The following is a 15,485-nucleotide window of genomic DNA, read 5'->3' on the forward strand; positions in this document are numbered from 1 at the left end:
GAGCGAGACGATGTTAGTCATCTCCATCATTTCCACCAAGGGCGGCGTTGGCAAGACCACGACGACCGCGAATCTGGGCGGTTTCGCCGCGGACGCTGGCCTGCGCGTCCTGTTGCTCGACCTTGACGTGCAACCCACGCTATCGAGCTACTACCCGCTTATGCATCGGGCGCCCTGTGGGATCTACGAACTGCTCGCGTTCAACGAACAGAACCTGGAGCGGCTCGTCTCCCATACCTGCATCGACGGCCTCAGCTTGGTGCTCTCCAACGACGACAGGGGGCAGTTGAACACGCTGCTGCTGCACGCGCCCGATGGGCGCCTGCGCCTGCGGCATCTGCTGCCCGCATTCCAGGCGAGCTACGACCTGGTGCTGCTCGACACGCAGGGCGCGCGCAGTGCGCTGCTGGAGATGGCCGTGCTGGCCTCGGACGTGGCGCTGTCGCCAGTGACACCCGAGATTCTCGCGGCGCGCGAGCTGCGCCGGGGGACATTGCAACTGATCGAGGACATCGCCCCCTACCGGCACCTGGGCATCAAGCCGCCCCCGCTGAACCTGCTGATCAACCGCGTGCATCCGGTATCGGCCAACGCCCGCGTGATCCAGCAGGCATTGCGCCAGATATTCGAGGGACGCAGCGACGTGCGCGTGCTGGACACGGCCATTCCGGCGATCGAAGCCTATCCGCGCGCGGCGACGCAGGGCTTGCCCGTCCATCGCGTAGAGAACCGGCGCCCCACCGGACGCAGCGCGCCTTCCGCGCTGGAGACGATCCGGGCGGTTGCCTGCGAGCTGCTCCCCCAATGGCGGGAGGCTTTCAGCCAGGTCGACGGGAAAACGCCGAAGGAGACAGGCCGTGTCCAGCGCCCATGACCTGACGCGTGGGCACAAGCAGCTTCGCGGCCTGATCGACTTCGCGCTGCGCGAGGGCTGGGACGTCGTGCGGACGCCCGGCGGCCATCTGAAATTCACGAAGCCGGGCCTGCCGCCGATCTATACCGGCTCCACCGCAAGCGACCACCGCGCCGCGCGCAACGCGCGCGCCCAGCTCCGACGTGCCGATCGGCAGGCAAGCGCGCCAGGAGACGGCCATGGCTGACCTGACGCCAGCCGACATGGCCTCGAAGCTCCTGGCCGAGGGCTTCCAACGACAAAGCCCCGTCGCGCGGGCATTGAGCGATCCCATCGCGGACACGCCGATGGTCGTGACGCTCGACGAACTGCGCTCCTACGAGCTGGATCCACGCATCACCCGCAATCCGCTTTACGACGAAATCAAGGCGTCGATCCGTGAGCGCGGCCTGGACGCGCCGCCACCGATCACCCGGCGGCCCGACGCCGACCACTACATCATCCGCAATGGCGGCAACACGCGGCTGGCGATCCTGCGCGAGCTGTGGTCGGAGACGAAGGACGAGCGCTTCTTCCGCATCTCGTGCCTGTTCAGGCCCTGGCCTGAACGCGGCGAGATCATCGCGCTGACCGGCCACCTGGCCGAGAACGAACTGCATGGCGGCCTCACGTTCATCGAACGTGCCCTTGGCATCGAGAAGGCGCGCGAGCTGTACGAACAGGAAGTCGGCAAGCCGCTGTCGCAGTCCGAACTCGCCCGCCGTCTTGCCGCAGACGGCTATCCGATCCAGCAGTCGCACATCAGCCGGATGCAGGACACTGTGCGCTACCTGCTGCCCGCGATCCCCAATGTGCTCTACGGCGGACTTGGCCGGCATCAGGTCGAGCGGCTGGCGGTCCTGCGCAAGGCCGCCGAGTGGGCCTGGGAGACGCGCGTACACGGCAAGGTGCAGCCGACCGACTTCGACACGCTGTTCCACGAGGTCCTGGCGCAGTTCGACGCACAGCCCGACGATTTCACCGCACAGCGCGTTCAGGACGAATTGATCGGCCAGATGTCGGACCTGCTCGGCATCGATTACAACGCGCTGGAACTGGATATCGTCAACGTCGAAGGCCGACAGCGCGCGGTGAACAGCCCGCCGACGTTGCCGGCGGAAACACCGGCGCCACCGTCGTCATCGAATCCTGCATCTGCGTCTCAACTACCCGCGTCGGCACCACCACCCGGGACAGCGGCAGCGCCGCCAAGCCGGCAGACAGGCGAAGCCTCGAAGGAGAGCCAGCCGAGGCCAGCAGCCAAGCAGGCGCCGCCACCCGAAGCGCCGCCGATGCTTCCTCCGGCACAGGCAGCACCCGAGGACGAAGAGAACCAGCGGCTGCAAGACCACATCGTCTCGCCGGCGACCAGCACCGAACGGCTGCAGGCGATTCAACAGCTGGTCGCCGAGCACACCGGCGAAGACCGGCCGGACTTCCGCGATAACGTGCTGCGCGCCATTCCAGTCCAGGCCGGCGGTCTCTTTCCCATCACCGACGTTTGGTACATCGAGCCGGGACTGGACACGCCCGAAGGATTGCGCACGCACATCGCGCAGTTTGCCCGCGAGATCGCCGAGGAGGCGCAGCTGGCCGACTGCATCGGCGCGTCGGACGCCGGTCTCGGTTTCGTATGCCTCGCTCCCCGCACGGCCGCGCTGCCGCCGTTCGGCCGGGCGGTGCTGGCCCTGCTGCAGGCCATGGGCCATGGCGCTGAACCACCTGCCGGCGCGCGGCGCGACCCGTTCCCCCTGGAAACGGCGCTCGGCACGCTGCTGCTGGGAAGCGCGCCCGCCACCATGCCTCGCCTCAGCGATACCGGGCTGGTCAAGCTCTTTCGCCTGTTGCGGCTGGCGCGTCGCCTGTTGGACCTGGAAGCAGACGCCAGCGACGCATCCTCGGGCTGATCGGATCGGAGGCGATGATGACGGCACCCCATCCCTTGAACCAAGCTGTTGTCGCCCAGGCCCTGCACGACCTGCGCAACGGCCAACTGCGCCGCTGCCTGGCGATGGGGTTCGGAGAGCGCGAGCTGGACGTGCTCAAGCAGCCGGCGTTGGTCGCGCTGTTGGCCAACGCGCGCGTGCCCTGGTGCACGGTCAAGGTGAACCAAGACATGCTGTGGCGGCTGGTCAGCCAGATGCACGACATTGAGCACGAGATCAGCACGGTCGATCGCATGCTCAGACTCGGTGCCAGTACCGAGATGGTCAGCAAGTTCTATGGACTCACCCACCAGGAAGTCGCCTTGCGGCGCGAGATCCTGGGGCTACCGAAGCGCAAGGGTCGGCACCCGGTGCTGAACGAGGAGCAGGAGACTGCCCTGTGGCATCGCTGGAAGCCCGCCATCGCGGAGCGCGGCATCGCACTGGATGACGAAAGCGCGATGCTGACGTTGACGATGGACCTGGCCGAGTCGCTGTCCTTGCCCATGTCGGTGCTCTGGGCCGCGATACGGAGCTGGATCGATCAAGGGCTGGTGTAGGCCCATGACGACGCCACGCTCTGACGCGACTGGCCCCGTTTCGCTATCGACCATCCTCGACGGCGCCTTGCAGCGCCTGGAAGCTGCGCGCACCCGCGACAGCGGCCCCCAAGACGGCTTTCTGTTCAGTGGCAATCGCCACGAGGCGGTGCCGCGAGCCTTGTTCTTCGATCGACGGCTCACGCCATTGGAGCGCAACGCCTGGCAGGTGTGTCGCTTGATGCTCAACGACGACGGCCTGACTGCGTGGCCGACCTACGAGCAACTGCGCCCATGGCTGACCTCGATGCCCTGCGTGCCGAAAGCGTCCCACGAAACCGTCGCACGCGCCTTGACGGTGTTGCGGCTCACGCGCTGGTTCAGCCTGGTGCGCCGGCGGCGCGACGCCAGAAGCGGTCGCATCCTCGGCAACCTGTACGTGCTGCACGACGAACCGTTGAGCCCGTTCGAGGCCATGCAGCTCGACTCGGGCTACCTGGAGCTGATCAGCCAGGCCCTGACCCATGCGAGCAAGGCCGTTCAGCGCGTAGGACAGCAGGCGCTGCGCGAACTGACCGATGATCCCTTGCTCAACGGCCGCGTGCTGCCAACACGTCTCCAAGTGCTGGCACAGCGCATGGCCCGACAGCCCGCCGACGAGCAAGAGACTTATCCACAGGATCAAGCGGACCAGGAATCCGAAGAAGGCGCCGCACCCCCTCTTCGGAACCGATCGCAGCCGTCTTCCGATTCCGAAGCAGGCGGGAAACCCGGCGAATCCGCCTCTCTTCGGAATCCGAAGCAGGACCGTACTGAAGTACTGAGTAGTCGTATAAATGAAGTACGTACAGTACCGCGCGCGTTGCAGAACCTCCGCCTGCCCGAACGCTTCGGGCACCTGAAACACGAGCAGCAGGCCGGCGCGCTGGTGGCCCTGCAGCAGGTCGACGCCGACCTGCGCCAGTCCGTGCTCGACGAATGGAATGCGCGCTGCCGGGGCAGCACGGTGCGCAATCCTGCGGGCTACCTGTTCGGCATCATCCAGAAGGCGATCCGCGGGGAGTTCAAGGCGTGGGCAGGCCAATCAGACGCCGAATCCGGCGCCGCCAAGCACGCCGGCAATCCCGCACCCGCCGCCAAACCGGCGAGTCCCGAAGTCGTCCAGGCCCGCCTGTCGGAGCTGCGATCGTTGTTGAGCAAGTCGTGACGGCGTTTCGTCCGCGTGATCAGACCGCCTTGGCTCTCCCTGGAGCTATCCCCTGGGGATAGTTGGAACAGCTTGCCTTCCGCGACCGGAAACTGGCGGGGCGCTAGTGCGCTTTGTTGACTGACGGCCTTCCTGCTCGCCGGGATGCTCGCAACTCGTTCACCAACTGTGAGTCGTCTCCATGGCCAACGAACCCTTGCAACTCAATCTCGGGTCGCTGCGCAGTGCGATGTCACTGACGCTGCACACCCATCATGCCTCGCGCATCTGGCACGGCCGCGCTGCTGCAGAAGGCCGGCCCGGCATCGTCGGCCTCAACGGCTACATCGCCGTCATGAACAAAATGAAGCGCGGCGCCGAGCAGGACGATCCGTATAGCGACTGGTGGATGCTTCGGATCGAAGACAAGCTCGCGCAAACCAAAGCCAGCTTGCAGACGCTGCGCGAGCAGGTCGACCAAGCGCTCTCGGACGTGCCGCCAGCGCTGTCGCTGGGTGAGAACCTCAACGTACAGCCGGTCAAGCTGCCCTTGTTCGTCAACGCCCAGCTCGGCTTCATGGCCGTCTACCTGCTGGCGGACTACGACGACCTGGCGCGGAAGCTGATCCTGGCCCATCACACCGCGCTGATCGATCGCTCGACGCTGGAGCGCTGGCTCAATGAGGGCGCCCATGCGCTGCGCAGCCTGTTCTCGCTGGCGCAGCAGTACCGCTATTCCGGCTGCACGCGCGATGACTTCGCCGCCAAGAACGCCGCCGCGCGTGCCGCAGTCGAGAAGTATGGAGAGCTGCCACAGGACGTTCTCGAAGGCACGCGCCGTTCGCGCTACGCCCCTCCCATCGCGCGTCGCTCCCCACTGTCGTCGTCGCCATCGCGCCGCTCGGCGGCGGTGGACGAGCACGAATCGAACGAGGATGACCGCGCCGAACCGGGGGCAACGCCGTCAGAAGCCGATGGGGGTGAGCCAGCATGAAGCCCTCCCTCGACGCGAGCGCTCCCCGGCGCTTCTTCAATCTGGAACAGGCGGACTTCCAGCAACTGGAACACGCAGCCTCTCTAAAAGGCCTTTTAAGACCCTTTAAGGGTAAGAGGACCCTTCAGGACTGGGCCGGCCAGTGCCACGCGCTGCGGGACGGGCTGATCGAACTGGCGCAGCGGCGCGTGCTGGCGCAGGCCGGCACCTATCCCTTCCGCCTGCTGCCCATTCAACTGGCCCAGCAAACCACTGGCGCAGGCACCGTCTTCCTGCGCTGGCGCAGGCAGGACCGCTCCGCGATGGGCGTGGCCCTGTGGCAGGAGCTGATGGAGAGCCCCGCCACGCCGGACACCCTGATCGACGACCTGTTCGCGATGGAGGTCCAGCGCGTCGTGCTGAACATGCAGATCAGCCTGCTGCATACCCTGGGCCGGCAAGCCGTCGACTGCGCCAGCAAGCTCGACCAGGCGCATGCGGTCTACCAGCGCCGCAGCGGGACCGCTGCATCCCAGCCCGCGTCGAACGGCGCAGCGCACACCTGACCGACTTCGACCCCCAGCCACTGCGCCAACCACGGTAGCGCAGGTCATTCCCACCACCACAGGAGTCCACACATGAGCACGCATTTCGTCGGCGAAGGCAACATCGGTTCTGCGCCGGATTTCCGGGAGTTCCCCCACGGCAACGAGGAGCCGCGCAGGCTGCTGCGCCTGAACGTCTACTTCGACAACCCCGTCCCGACCAAGGACGGCTACGAGGACCGCGGCGGCTATTGGGCGCCGGTCGAACTGTGGCATCGCGATGCCGAGCATTGGCAGACCCTGTATCAGAAGGGGATGCGGGTGCTGGTCGAGGGCCGCACGGTCAAGGACGAGTGGGAAGATGCCGAGGAGAACGAGCGCACCACGTTCAAGATCGAAGCGCGCCGCGTCGGCATCCTGCCGTTCCGCGTGGAGTCCGTGAAGCTCAGCGCCAAGCCGGCCAGCACCGATCCGGACCCGGACGCCACGTGAAACCCGGTGGAGCAGCGCCGCGCTCGCGGAGAGCTGCTCCACTTCCTCGCAGCGCCCGGACGCGCCCTATCCCCAGGGGATAGTTCCACTGGCGTCCATGGAGCGCTGCGCCAGCGCCGAAGCAGACGCTTCCGGACCGTGCAGGCCCGTGCACTGCGGCCGCAGCCTGGATGACGGCGCGCTTGCGCCAGCAGAACCTGGGATCCCCCGCTGCCGTGTTGTTTGCTGCCACATTCGCGGCTGCCGGGGAATGCTGACGGTCATTCAATGACCCTCACGCACATCAGGAGGCTTCATGCGCGTGGTTCTGTGCGAGAAGCCTTCCCAGGGCAAGGACATCGCCCGCGTCCTGGGCGCCACGCAGCGAGGCAACGGCTGCTACACCGGCTCTGGCCTCGGCGTGACCTGGGGCATCGGCCATCTGATCGAGACCGCTCCCCCGGAAGCCTACGGTGAGCAGTACAAGCGATGGGCGCTGGAACCGCTGCCCATCATTCCCCAGCACTGGCAGGTCGTGGTCAAGGCCAAGACCGCCACGCAGTTCAAGGTCGTCAAGCAGCTGCTGGCACAGGCCACCGATCTGGTGATCGCGACCGACGCCGATCGCGAGGGCGAGATGATCGCCCGCGAGCTGATCGACTACTGCGGCTACCGCGGCCCGATCCAACGGCTGTGGTTGTCCGCGCTCAACGATGCGTCGATCCGCAAGGCACTCGGCGCGCTCAAGCCGTCCGGCGAGACGTTGCCGCTGTACTACTCGGCCCTGGCGCGCTCGCGCGCCGACTGGCTGATCGGCATGAACCTGAGCCGGCTATTCACTGTGCTCGGGCGCCAGGCCGGCTATTCCGGCGTGCTGTCGGTCGGTCGCGTGCAGACGCCGACGCTGAAGCTCGTCGTGGACCGCGACCGCGAGATCGCGCGCTTCGTCTCCGTGCCGTTCTGGACGATCGAGGTGTTGCTGGCTCATGCCGGCCAGTCCTTCGTGGCCAACTGGACGCCTCCGGCGGGTTGCACCGACGACGCCGGGCGCTGCCTGCAGCAGCCCGTCGCGCAGCAGGCGGACGAACGCATGCGCGCGGCCGTCAGCGCGCAAGTGGTGTCCGTCGAGACCGAGCGCATGCGCGAGGGACCGCCGCTGCCGTTCGACCTGGGAACGCTTCAGGAAGTGTGTTCCAAGCAGCTTGGGCTGGACGTGCAGGAGACGCTGGACATCGCGCAGTCCCTCTACGAGACGCACAAGGCCACGACCTATCCTCGCTCGGATTCGGGCTATCTGCCCGAGAACATGCTGGCCGAAGTGCCGACCGTACTCGACAGCCTGGTCAAGACCGATCCAAGCCTTCGCCCGCTGGTCGCCAAGCTCGATCCCCATCAGCGCTCGCGCGCATGGAACGACGCCAAGGTCACGGCGCACCACGGCATCATTCCAACGCTCGAACCGGCGAACCTATCGGCCCTGAACGACAAGGAGCTGGCCGTCTACCGACTGATCCGCGCCCACTACCTCGCACAGTTCCTGCCGCATCACGAGTTCGACCGCACCGTGGCGCAGTTCGCGTGCGCCGGCCAGTCGCTCACCGCGGTCGGCAAGCAGATTGTCGTGACCGGCTGGCGCCAGGTGCTGGCGGCGCCGGCACCGGACGAACCGGACGAGGACGCACAGCGCAGCCAGGTGCTGCCCGCGCTGCACGCCGGCTTGTCATGCCCCATCGGCGCCGTCGATCTGAAGGCATTGAAGACCCTGCCGCCCAAGCCGTACACGCAGGGCGAGCTGGTCAAGGCCATGAAGGGCGTCGCCAGGCTGGTCACCGACCCGCGGCTCAAGCAGAAGCTCAAGGACACCACCGGCATCGGCACCGAGGCCACGCGCGCCAACATCATCAACGGACTGCTGGGCCGCGGCTATCTGCTGAAGAAGGGCCGCGCGATCCGGGCTTCCGATGCGGCCTTCACCCTGATCGACGCGGTGCCGCCAGCGATCGCAGATCCGGGCACGACCGCCGTGTGGGAACAGGCGCTGGACATGATCGAAGCGCGGCAGATGACGCTGGACGCCTTCATCGCCAAGCAATCCGCCTGGGTCGCCCAGCTCGTGCAGCAATACCGCACCGCAACGCTCTCCATCCAACTGCCACCCGCGCCAGCCTGTCCGCAATGCGGCTCGCCGATGCGCCAGCGCACGGGCAAGAGCGGTGCCTTCTGGTCCTGTAGCCGCTATCCGGACTGCAAGGGCACGATGGCCATCGAATCCGCGACCGGCGGCAAGCGCAGCGCGCCGCGCAAGCGGCGCACCGCACCCAAGGCGTCCTGACGCTCCACGAACCCCGCGCCGCGCCAGCCGTTCCACCGGCGGCATGGCCCAACGCCCGCGCACCCCGCGGGACTCCCCAGCGCGCGTCACCTTCTGCAACGGTGTGCGCGTCCCGCCATGCCCCACGGCCCGCGGGACGAGAAGGCCCTTGCTCCTCGAATCGCATCTGCGCGGTTCCCATGATCGGCGTCGTTGCGTCCACCGCGAGGGGTCCCCCGAAGGCTTGCCGCTTCCAGCGTGATGCGAGTCGTCGGGAGACCCCTCGGGTCGACGGTAATCAGTGCCGGTGCCCGCCGGTGAAACAACGGGCTCCCTTTGTGCACGGATGTGTGCCGAAGAATTTCGACCCCAGCCACGACATGGGTCGGGTGCGACTGCTGATGCAGCGACAGGCTCCACCGACGGCCAAGTCCCTGCGACAGCCCACGGGTGGTTTCTTCCTCCGTCGCCGAAGGCGCAAGCCTTCGGCGCCTTTCTCCTGCCTTCCAGAAACGCGGGACCGACGAACCTGGCACGCCCCCTGTCGTCGAGCGGCCGACACCGAGTGCACCCCATCCCGACCGACCACTGGCGGGCGCGCGAACCGAATTCTTGCGAACCGGCAATCGGGAGGCAGCCAGTCCCGATTGCTGAATGACGCGCACGCGCGCACGCCCAATCCTGTGCCCATGCGTCGCTGACTCCTGTCAGCACCATGCCAGCAGCCTCGGTCTTCCAGGCTGCGATGCGGTTCCCCCGCATGACCGAACCAGTCCGCTTCGCATCGTATTGCGGACGAGCGTCCATCCCGACGCCGATGCCTTCTTGTCCACCTCCACGGAAGTTCCATGCCCGTCAGGACATGGCCTCCCGCTCCCTCAGCCAGGAGAAGCCATGCCCCTTGCCTCCACACCAGCGTCATTGAGCGCTGCACAAGCCCGTGCCGAATCCATCGGCTATCTCGCCTTGGCCTACACGGGCAAGCGCCTGCTGCTGCAGATACGTCACAGCGCCGCAGGCCACTACATCGGCACCGCCGACGACGACGGCCCCGTTTCCCGAGAGTCCGTCGAGTACTTCCGTTCCCATCAAGCGGCCAACCACGCCCTGACGACCGGGCGATGGCAACAGCGTCTCGAACCCTGAAATCCAACCACCCCGGAGCACTCTCATGAACCTGTCTCTTCCCATCGAAGTACTTGATCAGATCGCGCTGGAGGAACGGCACTTCGCCGAGGCGCCAAAGGCCTTCTTCGAGGCCTGGAAGCGCGGCGCGGAAATCGCCGGTGCCGAATGGTTCGGCGATGGCACGCGCGAAGGCCTGCAGCGGGCCAACAGCAAGTGGGATCTGCGTCCCAACATGCTGATGCTCAATGACGCCCTGGGCGTCCTCAGCAGCGGCCAGCGGATGTTCCTCTCCGCCATGGTGAGCTTCTACAACTCCCGCGAAGGCGGTGCGATGCTCAAGCGCTGCGGCTTCGAGGGTCTGTCCGATCTCGGCGGCCTCGATCTGGAGCGGCGCAAGGTCATCGCGGACCTGACGCTGCACTACACCGGCTGGTGAGCCGCCTCCGGCAATCCAGCACCTTTCCTTTTCCAACCCCACGAGGGACATGCGTCCCCGTTCGGGGCCATGTCCCTCCTTCTTTTCCCAGGAGCGATCATGTCCCGAATTCCCTCTATCGCCGTCGTCCTTGAAGGCGGCCTCGTCCAAGCCATCATCGTCCAGGATTGGTCCGGTGCGATCCCGCTTCCGCGGATCGCGATCGTCGACTACGACACCGAAGGTGCCGACGACGACGAGATCACCCGCTTCTCCATTGGCGACGACCCGGCCGAAGCGGTCTGCCGCATCGAGACACCAAGCGTGTACGAATCCCTCCGGGATGCGCTGTCACCCAGAGCCTTGCTTGCGGCGTTGGGCGAGACCGACGATGACGAGAAACCCTCATCGGCGCTGGTGCTCGCCCGAGAAGTACGCCAGAGCATCCTCGACCTGGACGGCCGGCTCGACCGCCTGGAACAGGCGCCGACCGGCGACGACTACAACGCGCTGTACCAGCTTGCCAACGGCGGCTTGATCGACCTGTTGAAGACCCTGGGCGATCCCACGGACTTCGGCGACTGATCCTCGCTGGCCTTTCACCGCTCGGAGCCTTGCGGCCTCGGGCTTTTCCCTGCGGATGCCATCGTCCGCAGGGGCGTGGCTCCGCGCTTTCATCCCAAAGGAGCCACCATGGCCAACAACTACTACGACGCCACCGGCGTCCTGATGCTTGAACGCGTCACACCCGTCATCACCGCGCTGTTCGGCGGTTTCGATCTGGACGAGTCCTACCCCGGCGACGGGCAGGCTTACATCGCTCGTCTCTCCGAATCCAGCGACCCGCAGTGGAGCGATGTGCTGGAGGCCCTGACCGATCTGGCCAGCCAGCTCGACCTGCCTGTACCGGACGACGACGACTCGGAAAATGATCCGATGGGAACGATCATCGAAGTGCTGGCCAAGCACTTCGGCACAGACCAGAACCCGGAGCTGCAGAACCTGGTGGAACACCATCAGTTCGAGGATTCGGCGGACCTGGAAGCGCTGATGCTGATCGCTTCGTGCTTCAACGACGGCTACAACCTGGCCGCCATCCAGTTCGAGGGCTGCTGGCACTGCAGCAAGCCTCGGCTATTCGAGTTCGGCGGCGAGGGCTGTTTCCTGAGCCGGGAGCTGAGCGTATTCAGCGGATCCAGACAAGCCCTGGACCTGGGACTGGACCTGCGCCAGGCGATTCTCGCCGACGACCTCGACCAGGCCGCCGCCAGGATCGCCAAGGAAACGCTGTCGCTACTTGCGGGCGTCAGCGAGGAATCGATTCGCGATCGCCTGCGTAGGCGTGTCATCGAGCAACTGCTCGGCACCGCGTCATCACCCGCGCCCGTCTGATCGGCCGCGACTTCATTCACCCGCTGGGGATTCAGTCCCCAGCAGGGGATTGACCCAGCCATACTTTTGCTGGAGCAAATCCCATGTCCAAAATCGACAACCCATTTTCCCGCGGTTATCAGAACCCGCGCGTTGTCCGAACGCTCCTCATCACGTATGAGGACGACTGCCCGCCGGTTTGGCGGCCGCTACACGCCAGCCAGGCGCATCTTCCCGACGGCCAAGTCGCGTTGTTTCCTTGCCTCATCGGCAAGGACTTCGCGCTGATCACCGAAGGGCAGGAGGTGCCCGAAGAGCTGGAGAACCAGTGCCAGACTGAAGGCATCGTACGCACCGTCGCCTATGCCATCGGGGCGGACGACTTCGACGGTCAGCCCGTGCACATAGGCGATACCTACTCAGAGGCAACCGCCCGCGAGGTGGTGCGACGCCTGAAGTTCGAGACCGGCTTCTACAGCCGGTGCTGGGAAATCAGTTCGGCGCACATCACCGAGGAGGCGGGTCGCTATCTTGCCGAGCTGGCCGATCTCGCGACGCCGAGCCGCTTCCTGTTCGTCGCCTTCCGCATTCCGTACAGCCCGGCGATCGGCGTAAAGCTGATTGCCACACCTTGGTCGGACGAGAACCTGCAGCACGTCGAAGGCATTTCCGCCGAACGACTGCGCCAGGAACATCGGAAGAAAGGCATGCCGGAATGTCTCGTCGAGGTGCTTCATCTTGCCGCATTGGCAGACGTTCGCGTGCTGGTGTTCGACGCCGATGCCCCGATACTGGAAGGCCTGAAGCTGTACGAAGAAGAGTAGACCCCTGAGCCCCCCACGCGGGGGCTCTTTCTTTTCCAGAACCCGGTGCCGGCGGAGTTCCGATTTCCCGCCGATCCCGACCACGCATTCCGTCAGGCTCCCTGCATGTTTGCTGGCGCTGCCGGCAGCATCCCAGGCAGTCGAGACCTTCAAGACTGCAACGCGGTTCGCCGCGTCGGTCGTTCCTCATCCCCGGGCGCATGTCGCGTCCATCACCCACAAGGGGCTTTCCTCCCTTGCGGGCGGGAGTCCCTTGGCTTTCCACAAGGAGTCTCCCATGGATACCCAAGCCATTCGTGCTCAGATGCCGACGCTGGTTCAGGGCCACGTGCCATCCAACGTCCGCAGCTTCAAGTTCAACATCTTCGATGGCCAGCCCAAGGTTTCGGCCCTGGGGTTCCCTTTCGATCCCAAGCCATTCGACGGCAAGGTCATCGCCAAGACCGCCGAGGCCGTCGTCGTCAAGACCGGACGCGCCGAGTTCGCGGTGCTCGACCGGACGCTCGTGACCGACGACCCCGACGAGGGAGCCAAGGTGCATGTCGAACCGTATGCCAGGCGTCGCTTCGACGGTCTGCGGGCGGACACGCCCGAAGAGCGGACCGAACGAACGGCCGAAGGCGTGCCTTACACGGTGCAGACCTACATCCTGGGCAGCGCGCCGGCCAAGCTGCCGATCCCGGAGCCGAACTGCCCCGAACTGCGTGACCTGATCGAGCAGTTGGAGAGGTTGCCGGCTCCCGACGGCTTTCGGCGTATCACTCACATGCTGGTCGATGCGGGCGCGAAGGACTTCACCTGGGTCGATCCGACGCCGGACAAGATCATCGAGACGCCCCCGGCGATCGGCTTCACCGTCGCTACTGGAAAGTTCGCGGGACAGGTCACCGTGCTGTACGACCGCGGCGCCGACGTCTACGTGATGGAGCTTCACCGCGGCGACGAGCTCGTGGATCGGATCGACGAGGTGTACTTCGACGATCTTGGCGAAACACTGGAGCGGCTGATCGACGACGGCTCCTGGCGGTTCATCCGCGTGCAATGCGTGTCAGGACGCAAAGCCGTCCGGCACTGATCACAGCCTCGCTTCCCGCCCCACGGCGGGAAGCCTCCCTCTTTTCCCATCTTCAGGAGATCACCATGTCTCTTCGATTCAAGAACGTGAATCTGCGGCCCGTGCTCGCTGAAGCCGCGGCCAACCGGTGCCACGTTGTCCTGGTGAAGGATCAGGGCGTCTACTTCCTAGCCGAGCGCGGAGAGCGGCGTCCCGACGGGCGGCAGAAGCTGGTCGCTTACGCTGTCGGCTGCAATCCAGACGTCGATCCCTTCAACGCCTGGTGGGAGCAGGCACGCGTCGAGTTGGGCGGAGATGACTTCGCCGAGTACTTCGATCCGCAGGATCGCCTGTTCGCTCGGATCCAGAGCAGCGAGGACGACCTCGAACTCTCGGCGACCCAAACGCACCTGTCACTACAGACCGTGGACCCCGCACCCGCCAATCACTGAGCGCCCGTCCCACTAGCCCCCGTCACCGGGGGCTTTTCTTTGCGCAGACTTGGCGGCTCGCTTCCCGCTGCCGAATGCGGTCGCCAGCCGGTGCCGATTCCTGCTCGTATCGGCAGCCCCCGCGCGTACGCTGCCAGATACGTTCCGCTGATGTTGTCAGCGTCAACCAGCAACTTTCGGTCTTCCAGGTTGCGCACGGCTTGCCCGTGTGACCGAACCAGTTCGCATCGCATCCTCGCGCGAACGACCACCGGCCTGCTGGTGGTGATGCACTCGATGTTCCTCAACCCACCGCGGGGTTACGCACCTCCCCGCCGTGGGACAGGTGTGTCTCCGCATTCTTGATCCCAAGTCTGGAGATTCACCATGACCACAGCATCCAACGCAAAGTCCTACTTCGACCTTCACACCTCGGGCATCGGCTACATCCAGCGCGCCCGCGAAGTGAAGACCACCGGCGGCCGCAAGGCGCAGCCGTTCCTGGCCTGCACCATCGCCGCGTTCGTGGGTTCCGCCAAGGACCCAGCCTTCCGCTACTTCGATGTGAAGGTGTCCGGCGCAGAGGCCAAGAAGCTGGTCCAGCGCTACATCGGCATCGACGATCCCAAGCGTCGTCCGCTCGTGCGCTTCCGTCTCGGCGACCTCTGGGTCGATCCGTTCATCCGTCCCAAGGGCGATCGCAAGGGCGACCCGGCGGCCAGCCTCAAGGCGCGGCTGCTCAAGGCCGAGCTGCTGGATCGTGCCGAACTGGCGACGATCGAACAGCACGAGCTGATCACCCGCGGCATCGGTTATCTCAACCGTCCCAAGATGGTGAAGCCGGCGGACAACGATCCGTTCCTGGCGTGCACTGTCGCGGCGCTGGCTGGCCTCGTCGATGACCCGGACTACCGGTACATCGACACCATAGTCGCCAACCGCGATGCCCAGCATCTCGTGCGGCGCTGCATGTCGGCCGTCGAGGCGGAGAAGAAGGTACTGATCGCTTTTCGTCTCAACGACATGAAGGCCGATCCGTACATCCGCACCAAGGGCGAGCAGGCCGGCGAAGCCGCGGCCAGCCTGGAATCGAAGCTGGTCCACATCGGCCTGATCAAGATCGATGGCCAACAGGTGTATCCACCGCGGTCCGAGACTGACGCGACCCAGGACGCTCCCGCGCCCGAAGCAAGCGGCCAGGCCGAGGACGTAGAAGGCACCGAGGTGTCCGCACAGCCCGCCCCGCGGGAAGCGGAAGTCGAAGTGCCCGAGGAGGAGCCCGCCCTCGCGGCGTCGTTCTGATCCGCAAGGCCCATCCGGGCTCTGTTCGTTCCTCCAAGCATCCATGCCGCCGGCACTTCGGTCGGCGGCATGCGGTTGCCTCGGTTCATCCCTCATCCCGCAGCCCGTCCGGGCTGTT

At 65.8% G+C, this 15,485-nt stretch carries 17 protein-coding genes; all 17 read left to right on the forward strand.

What is annotated here, in order from left to right; translation table 11 throughout:
• Window positions 1–10: 10 nt before the first annotated feature.
• The 17 genes from AC3WUM_RS01195 to AC3WUM_RS01275 all read left to right on the forward strand — a co-directional run bounded on the left by AC3WUM_RS01195 (window position 11) and on the right by AC3WUM_RS01275 (window position 15,367).
• On the forward strand, window positions 11–874 hold the full coding sequence (locus AC3WUM_RS01195) for a ParA family protein (RefSeq protein WP_014159688.1): 864 nt from the start codon (window positions 11–13) through the stop codon (window positions 872–874).
• Window positions 858–1,100, forward strand: coding sequence for a type II toxin-antitoxin system HicA family toxin (locus AC3WUM_RS01200; protein WP_377006076.1), 243 nt, complete (start codon window positions 858–860; stop codon window positions 1,098–1,100). The genes AC3WUM_RS01195 and AC3WUM_RS01200 overlap by 17 nt, the downstream gene beginning before the upstream one ends.
• On the forward strand, window positions 1,093–2,799 hold the full coding sequence (locus AC3WUM_RS01205; protein ID WP_014159686.1) for a ParB family protein: 1,707 nt from the start codon (window positions 1,093–1,095) through the stop codon (window positions 2,797–2,799). Before AC3WUM_RS01200 ends, AC3WUM_RS01205 begins: the two co-directional genes overlap by 8 nt.
• Window positions 2,800–2,816: 17 nt before the next feature.
• Window positions 2,817–3,377, forward strand: coding sequence for a DUF2857 domain-containing protein (locus tag AC3WUM_RS01210; RefSeq protein ID WP_014159685.1), 561 nt, complete (start codon window positions 2,817–2,819; stop codon window positions 3,375–3,377).
• A 4-nt stretch (window positions 3,378–3,381) separates the two neighbouring features.
• Window positions 3,382–4,563: an STY4528 family pathogenicity island replication protein gene (locus tag AC3WUM_RS01215; protein ID WP_043290368.1), complete on the forward strand. Its 1,182-nt coding sequence runs from the start codon at window positions 3,382–3,384 to the stop codon at window positions 4,561–4,563.
• A 181-nt stretch (window positions 4,564–4,744) separates the two neighbouring features.
• Window positions 4,745–5,536, forward strand: coding sequence for a PFL_4669 family integrating conjugative element protein (locus AC3WUM_RS01220; RefSeq protein ID WP_377006080.1), 792 nt, complete (start codon window positions 4,745–4,747; stop codon window positions 5,534–5,536).
• Complete coding sequence (locus tag AC3WUM_RS01225; protein WP_377006082.1) at window positions 5,533–6,081, forward strand: DUF3158 family protein; 549 nt, start codon at window positions 5,533–5,535, stop codon at window positions 6,079–6,081. Before AC3WUM_RS01220 ends, AC3WUM_RS01225 begins: the two co-directional genes overlap by 4 nt.
• A gap of 72 nt (window positions 6,082–6,153) precedes the next feature.
• Window positions 6,154–6,552: a single-stranded DNA-binding protein gene (locus AC3WUM_RS01230; protein WP_014159681.1), complete on the forward strand. Its 399-nt coding sequence runs from the start codon at window positions 6,154–6,156 to the stop codon at window positions 6,550–6,552.
• 295 nt (window positions 6,553–6,847) lie between these two features.
• Window positions 6,848–8,863, forward strand: a complete 2,016-nt coding sequence (locus tag AC3WUM_RS01235) for a DNA topoisomerase III (protein WP_377006084.1) — start codon at window positions 6,848–6,850, stop codon at window positions 8,861–8,863.
• 873 nt (window positions 8,864–9,736) lie between these two features.
• The gene (locus AC3WUM_RS01240) at window positions 9,737–9,988 is read left to right on the forward strand and encodes a hypothetical protein (RefSeq protein WP_377006086.1); all 252 of its coding nucleotides are present in this window, start codon (window positions 9,737–9,739) and stop codon (window positions 9,986–9,988) included.
• Between the two features lie 25 nt (window positions 9,989–10,013).
• Entirely contained in the window at window positions 10,014–10,406 is a 393-nt protein-coding gene (locus AC3WUM_RS01245) for a hypothetical protein (RefSeq protein ID WP_014159678.1), read from the forward strand.
• Between the two features lie 99 nt (window positions 10,407–10,505).
• On the forward strand, window positions 10,506–10,970 hold the full coding sequence (locus AC3WUM_RS01250; protein WP_492408274.1) for a hypothetical protein: 465 nt from the start codon (window positions 10,506–10,508) through the stop codon (window positions 10,968–10,970).
• A gap of 108 nt (window positions 10,971–11,078) precedes the next feature.
• On the forward strand, window positions 11,079–11,777 hold the full coding sequence (locus tag AC3WUM_RS01255) for a hypothetical protein (RefSeq protein WP_377006091.1): 699 nt from the start codon (window positions 11,079–11,081) through the stop codon (window positions 11,775–11,777).
• 83 nt (window positions 11,778–11,860) lie between these two features.
• Entirely contained in the window at window positions 11,861–12,580 is a 720-nt protein-coding gene (locus AC3WUM_RS01260) for a DUF5983 family protein (RefSeq protein WP_043290366.1), read from the forward strand.
• A gap of 277 nt (window positions 12,581–12,857) precedes the next feature.
• Window positions 12,858–13,655, forward strand: a complete 798-nt coding sequence (locus AC3WUM_RS01265) for a hypothetical protein (RefSeq protein ID WP_014159674.1) — start codon at window positions 12,858–12,860, stop codon at window positions 13,653–13,655.
• A gap of 65 nt (window positions 13,656–13,720) precedes the next feature.
• Window positions 13,721–14,086: a DUF3085 domain-containing protein gene (locus AC3WUM_RS01270; protein WP_492408276.1), complete on the forward strand. Its 366-nt coding sequence runs from the start codon at window positions 13,721–13,723 to the stop codon at window positions 14,084–14,086.
• A gap of 366 nt (window positions 14,087–14,452) precedes the next feature.
• Window positions 14,453–15,367, forward strand: a complete 915-nt coding sequence (locus AC3WUM_RS01275) for a DUF3577 domain-containing protein (protein ID WP_492408277.1) — start codon at window positions 14,453–14,455, stop codon at window positions 15,365–15,367.
• The last annotated feature ends 118 nt before the right edge of the window (window positions 15,368–15,485 follow it).

Source organism: Hydrocarboniphaga sp. FW305-C-57 (genome assembly GCF_058783045.1).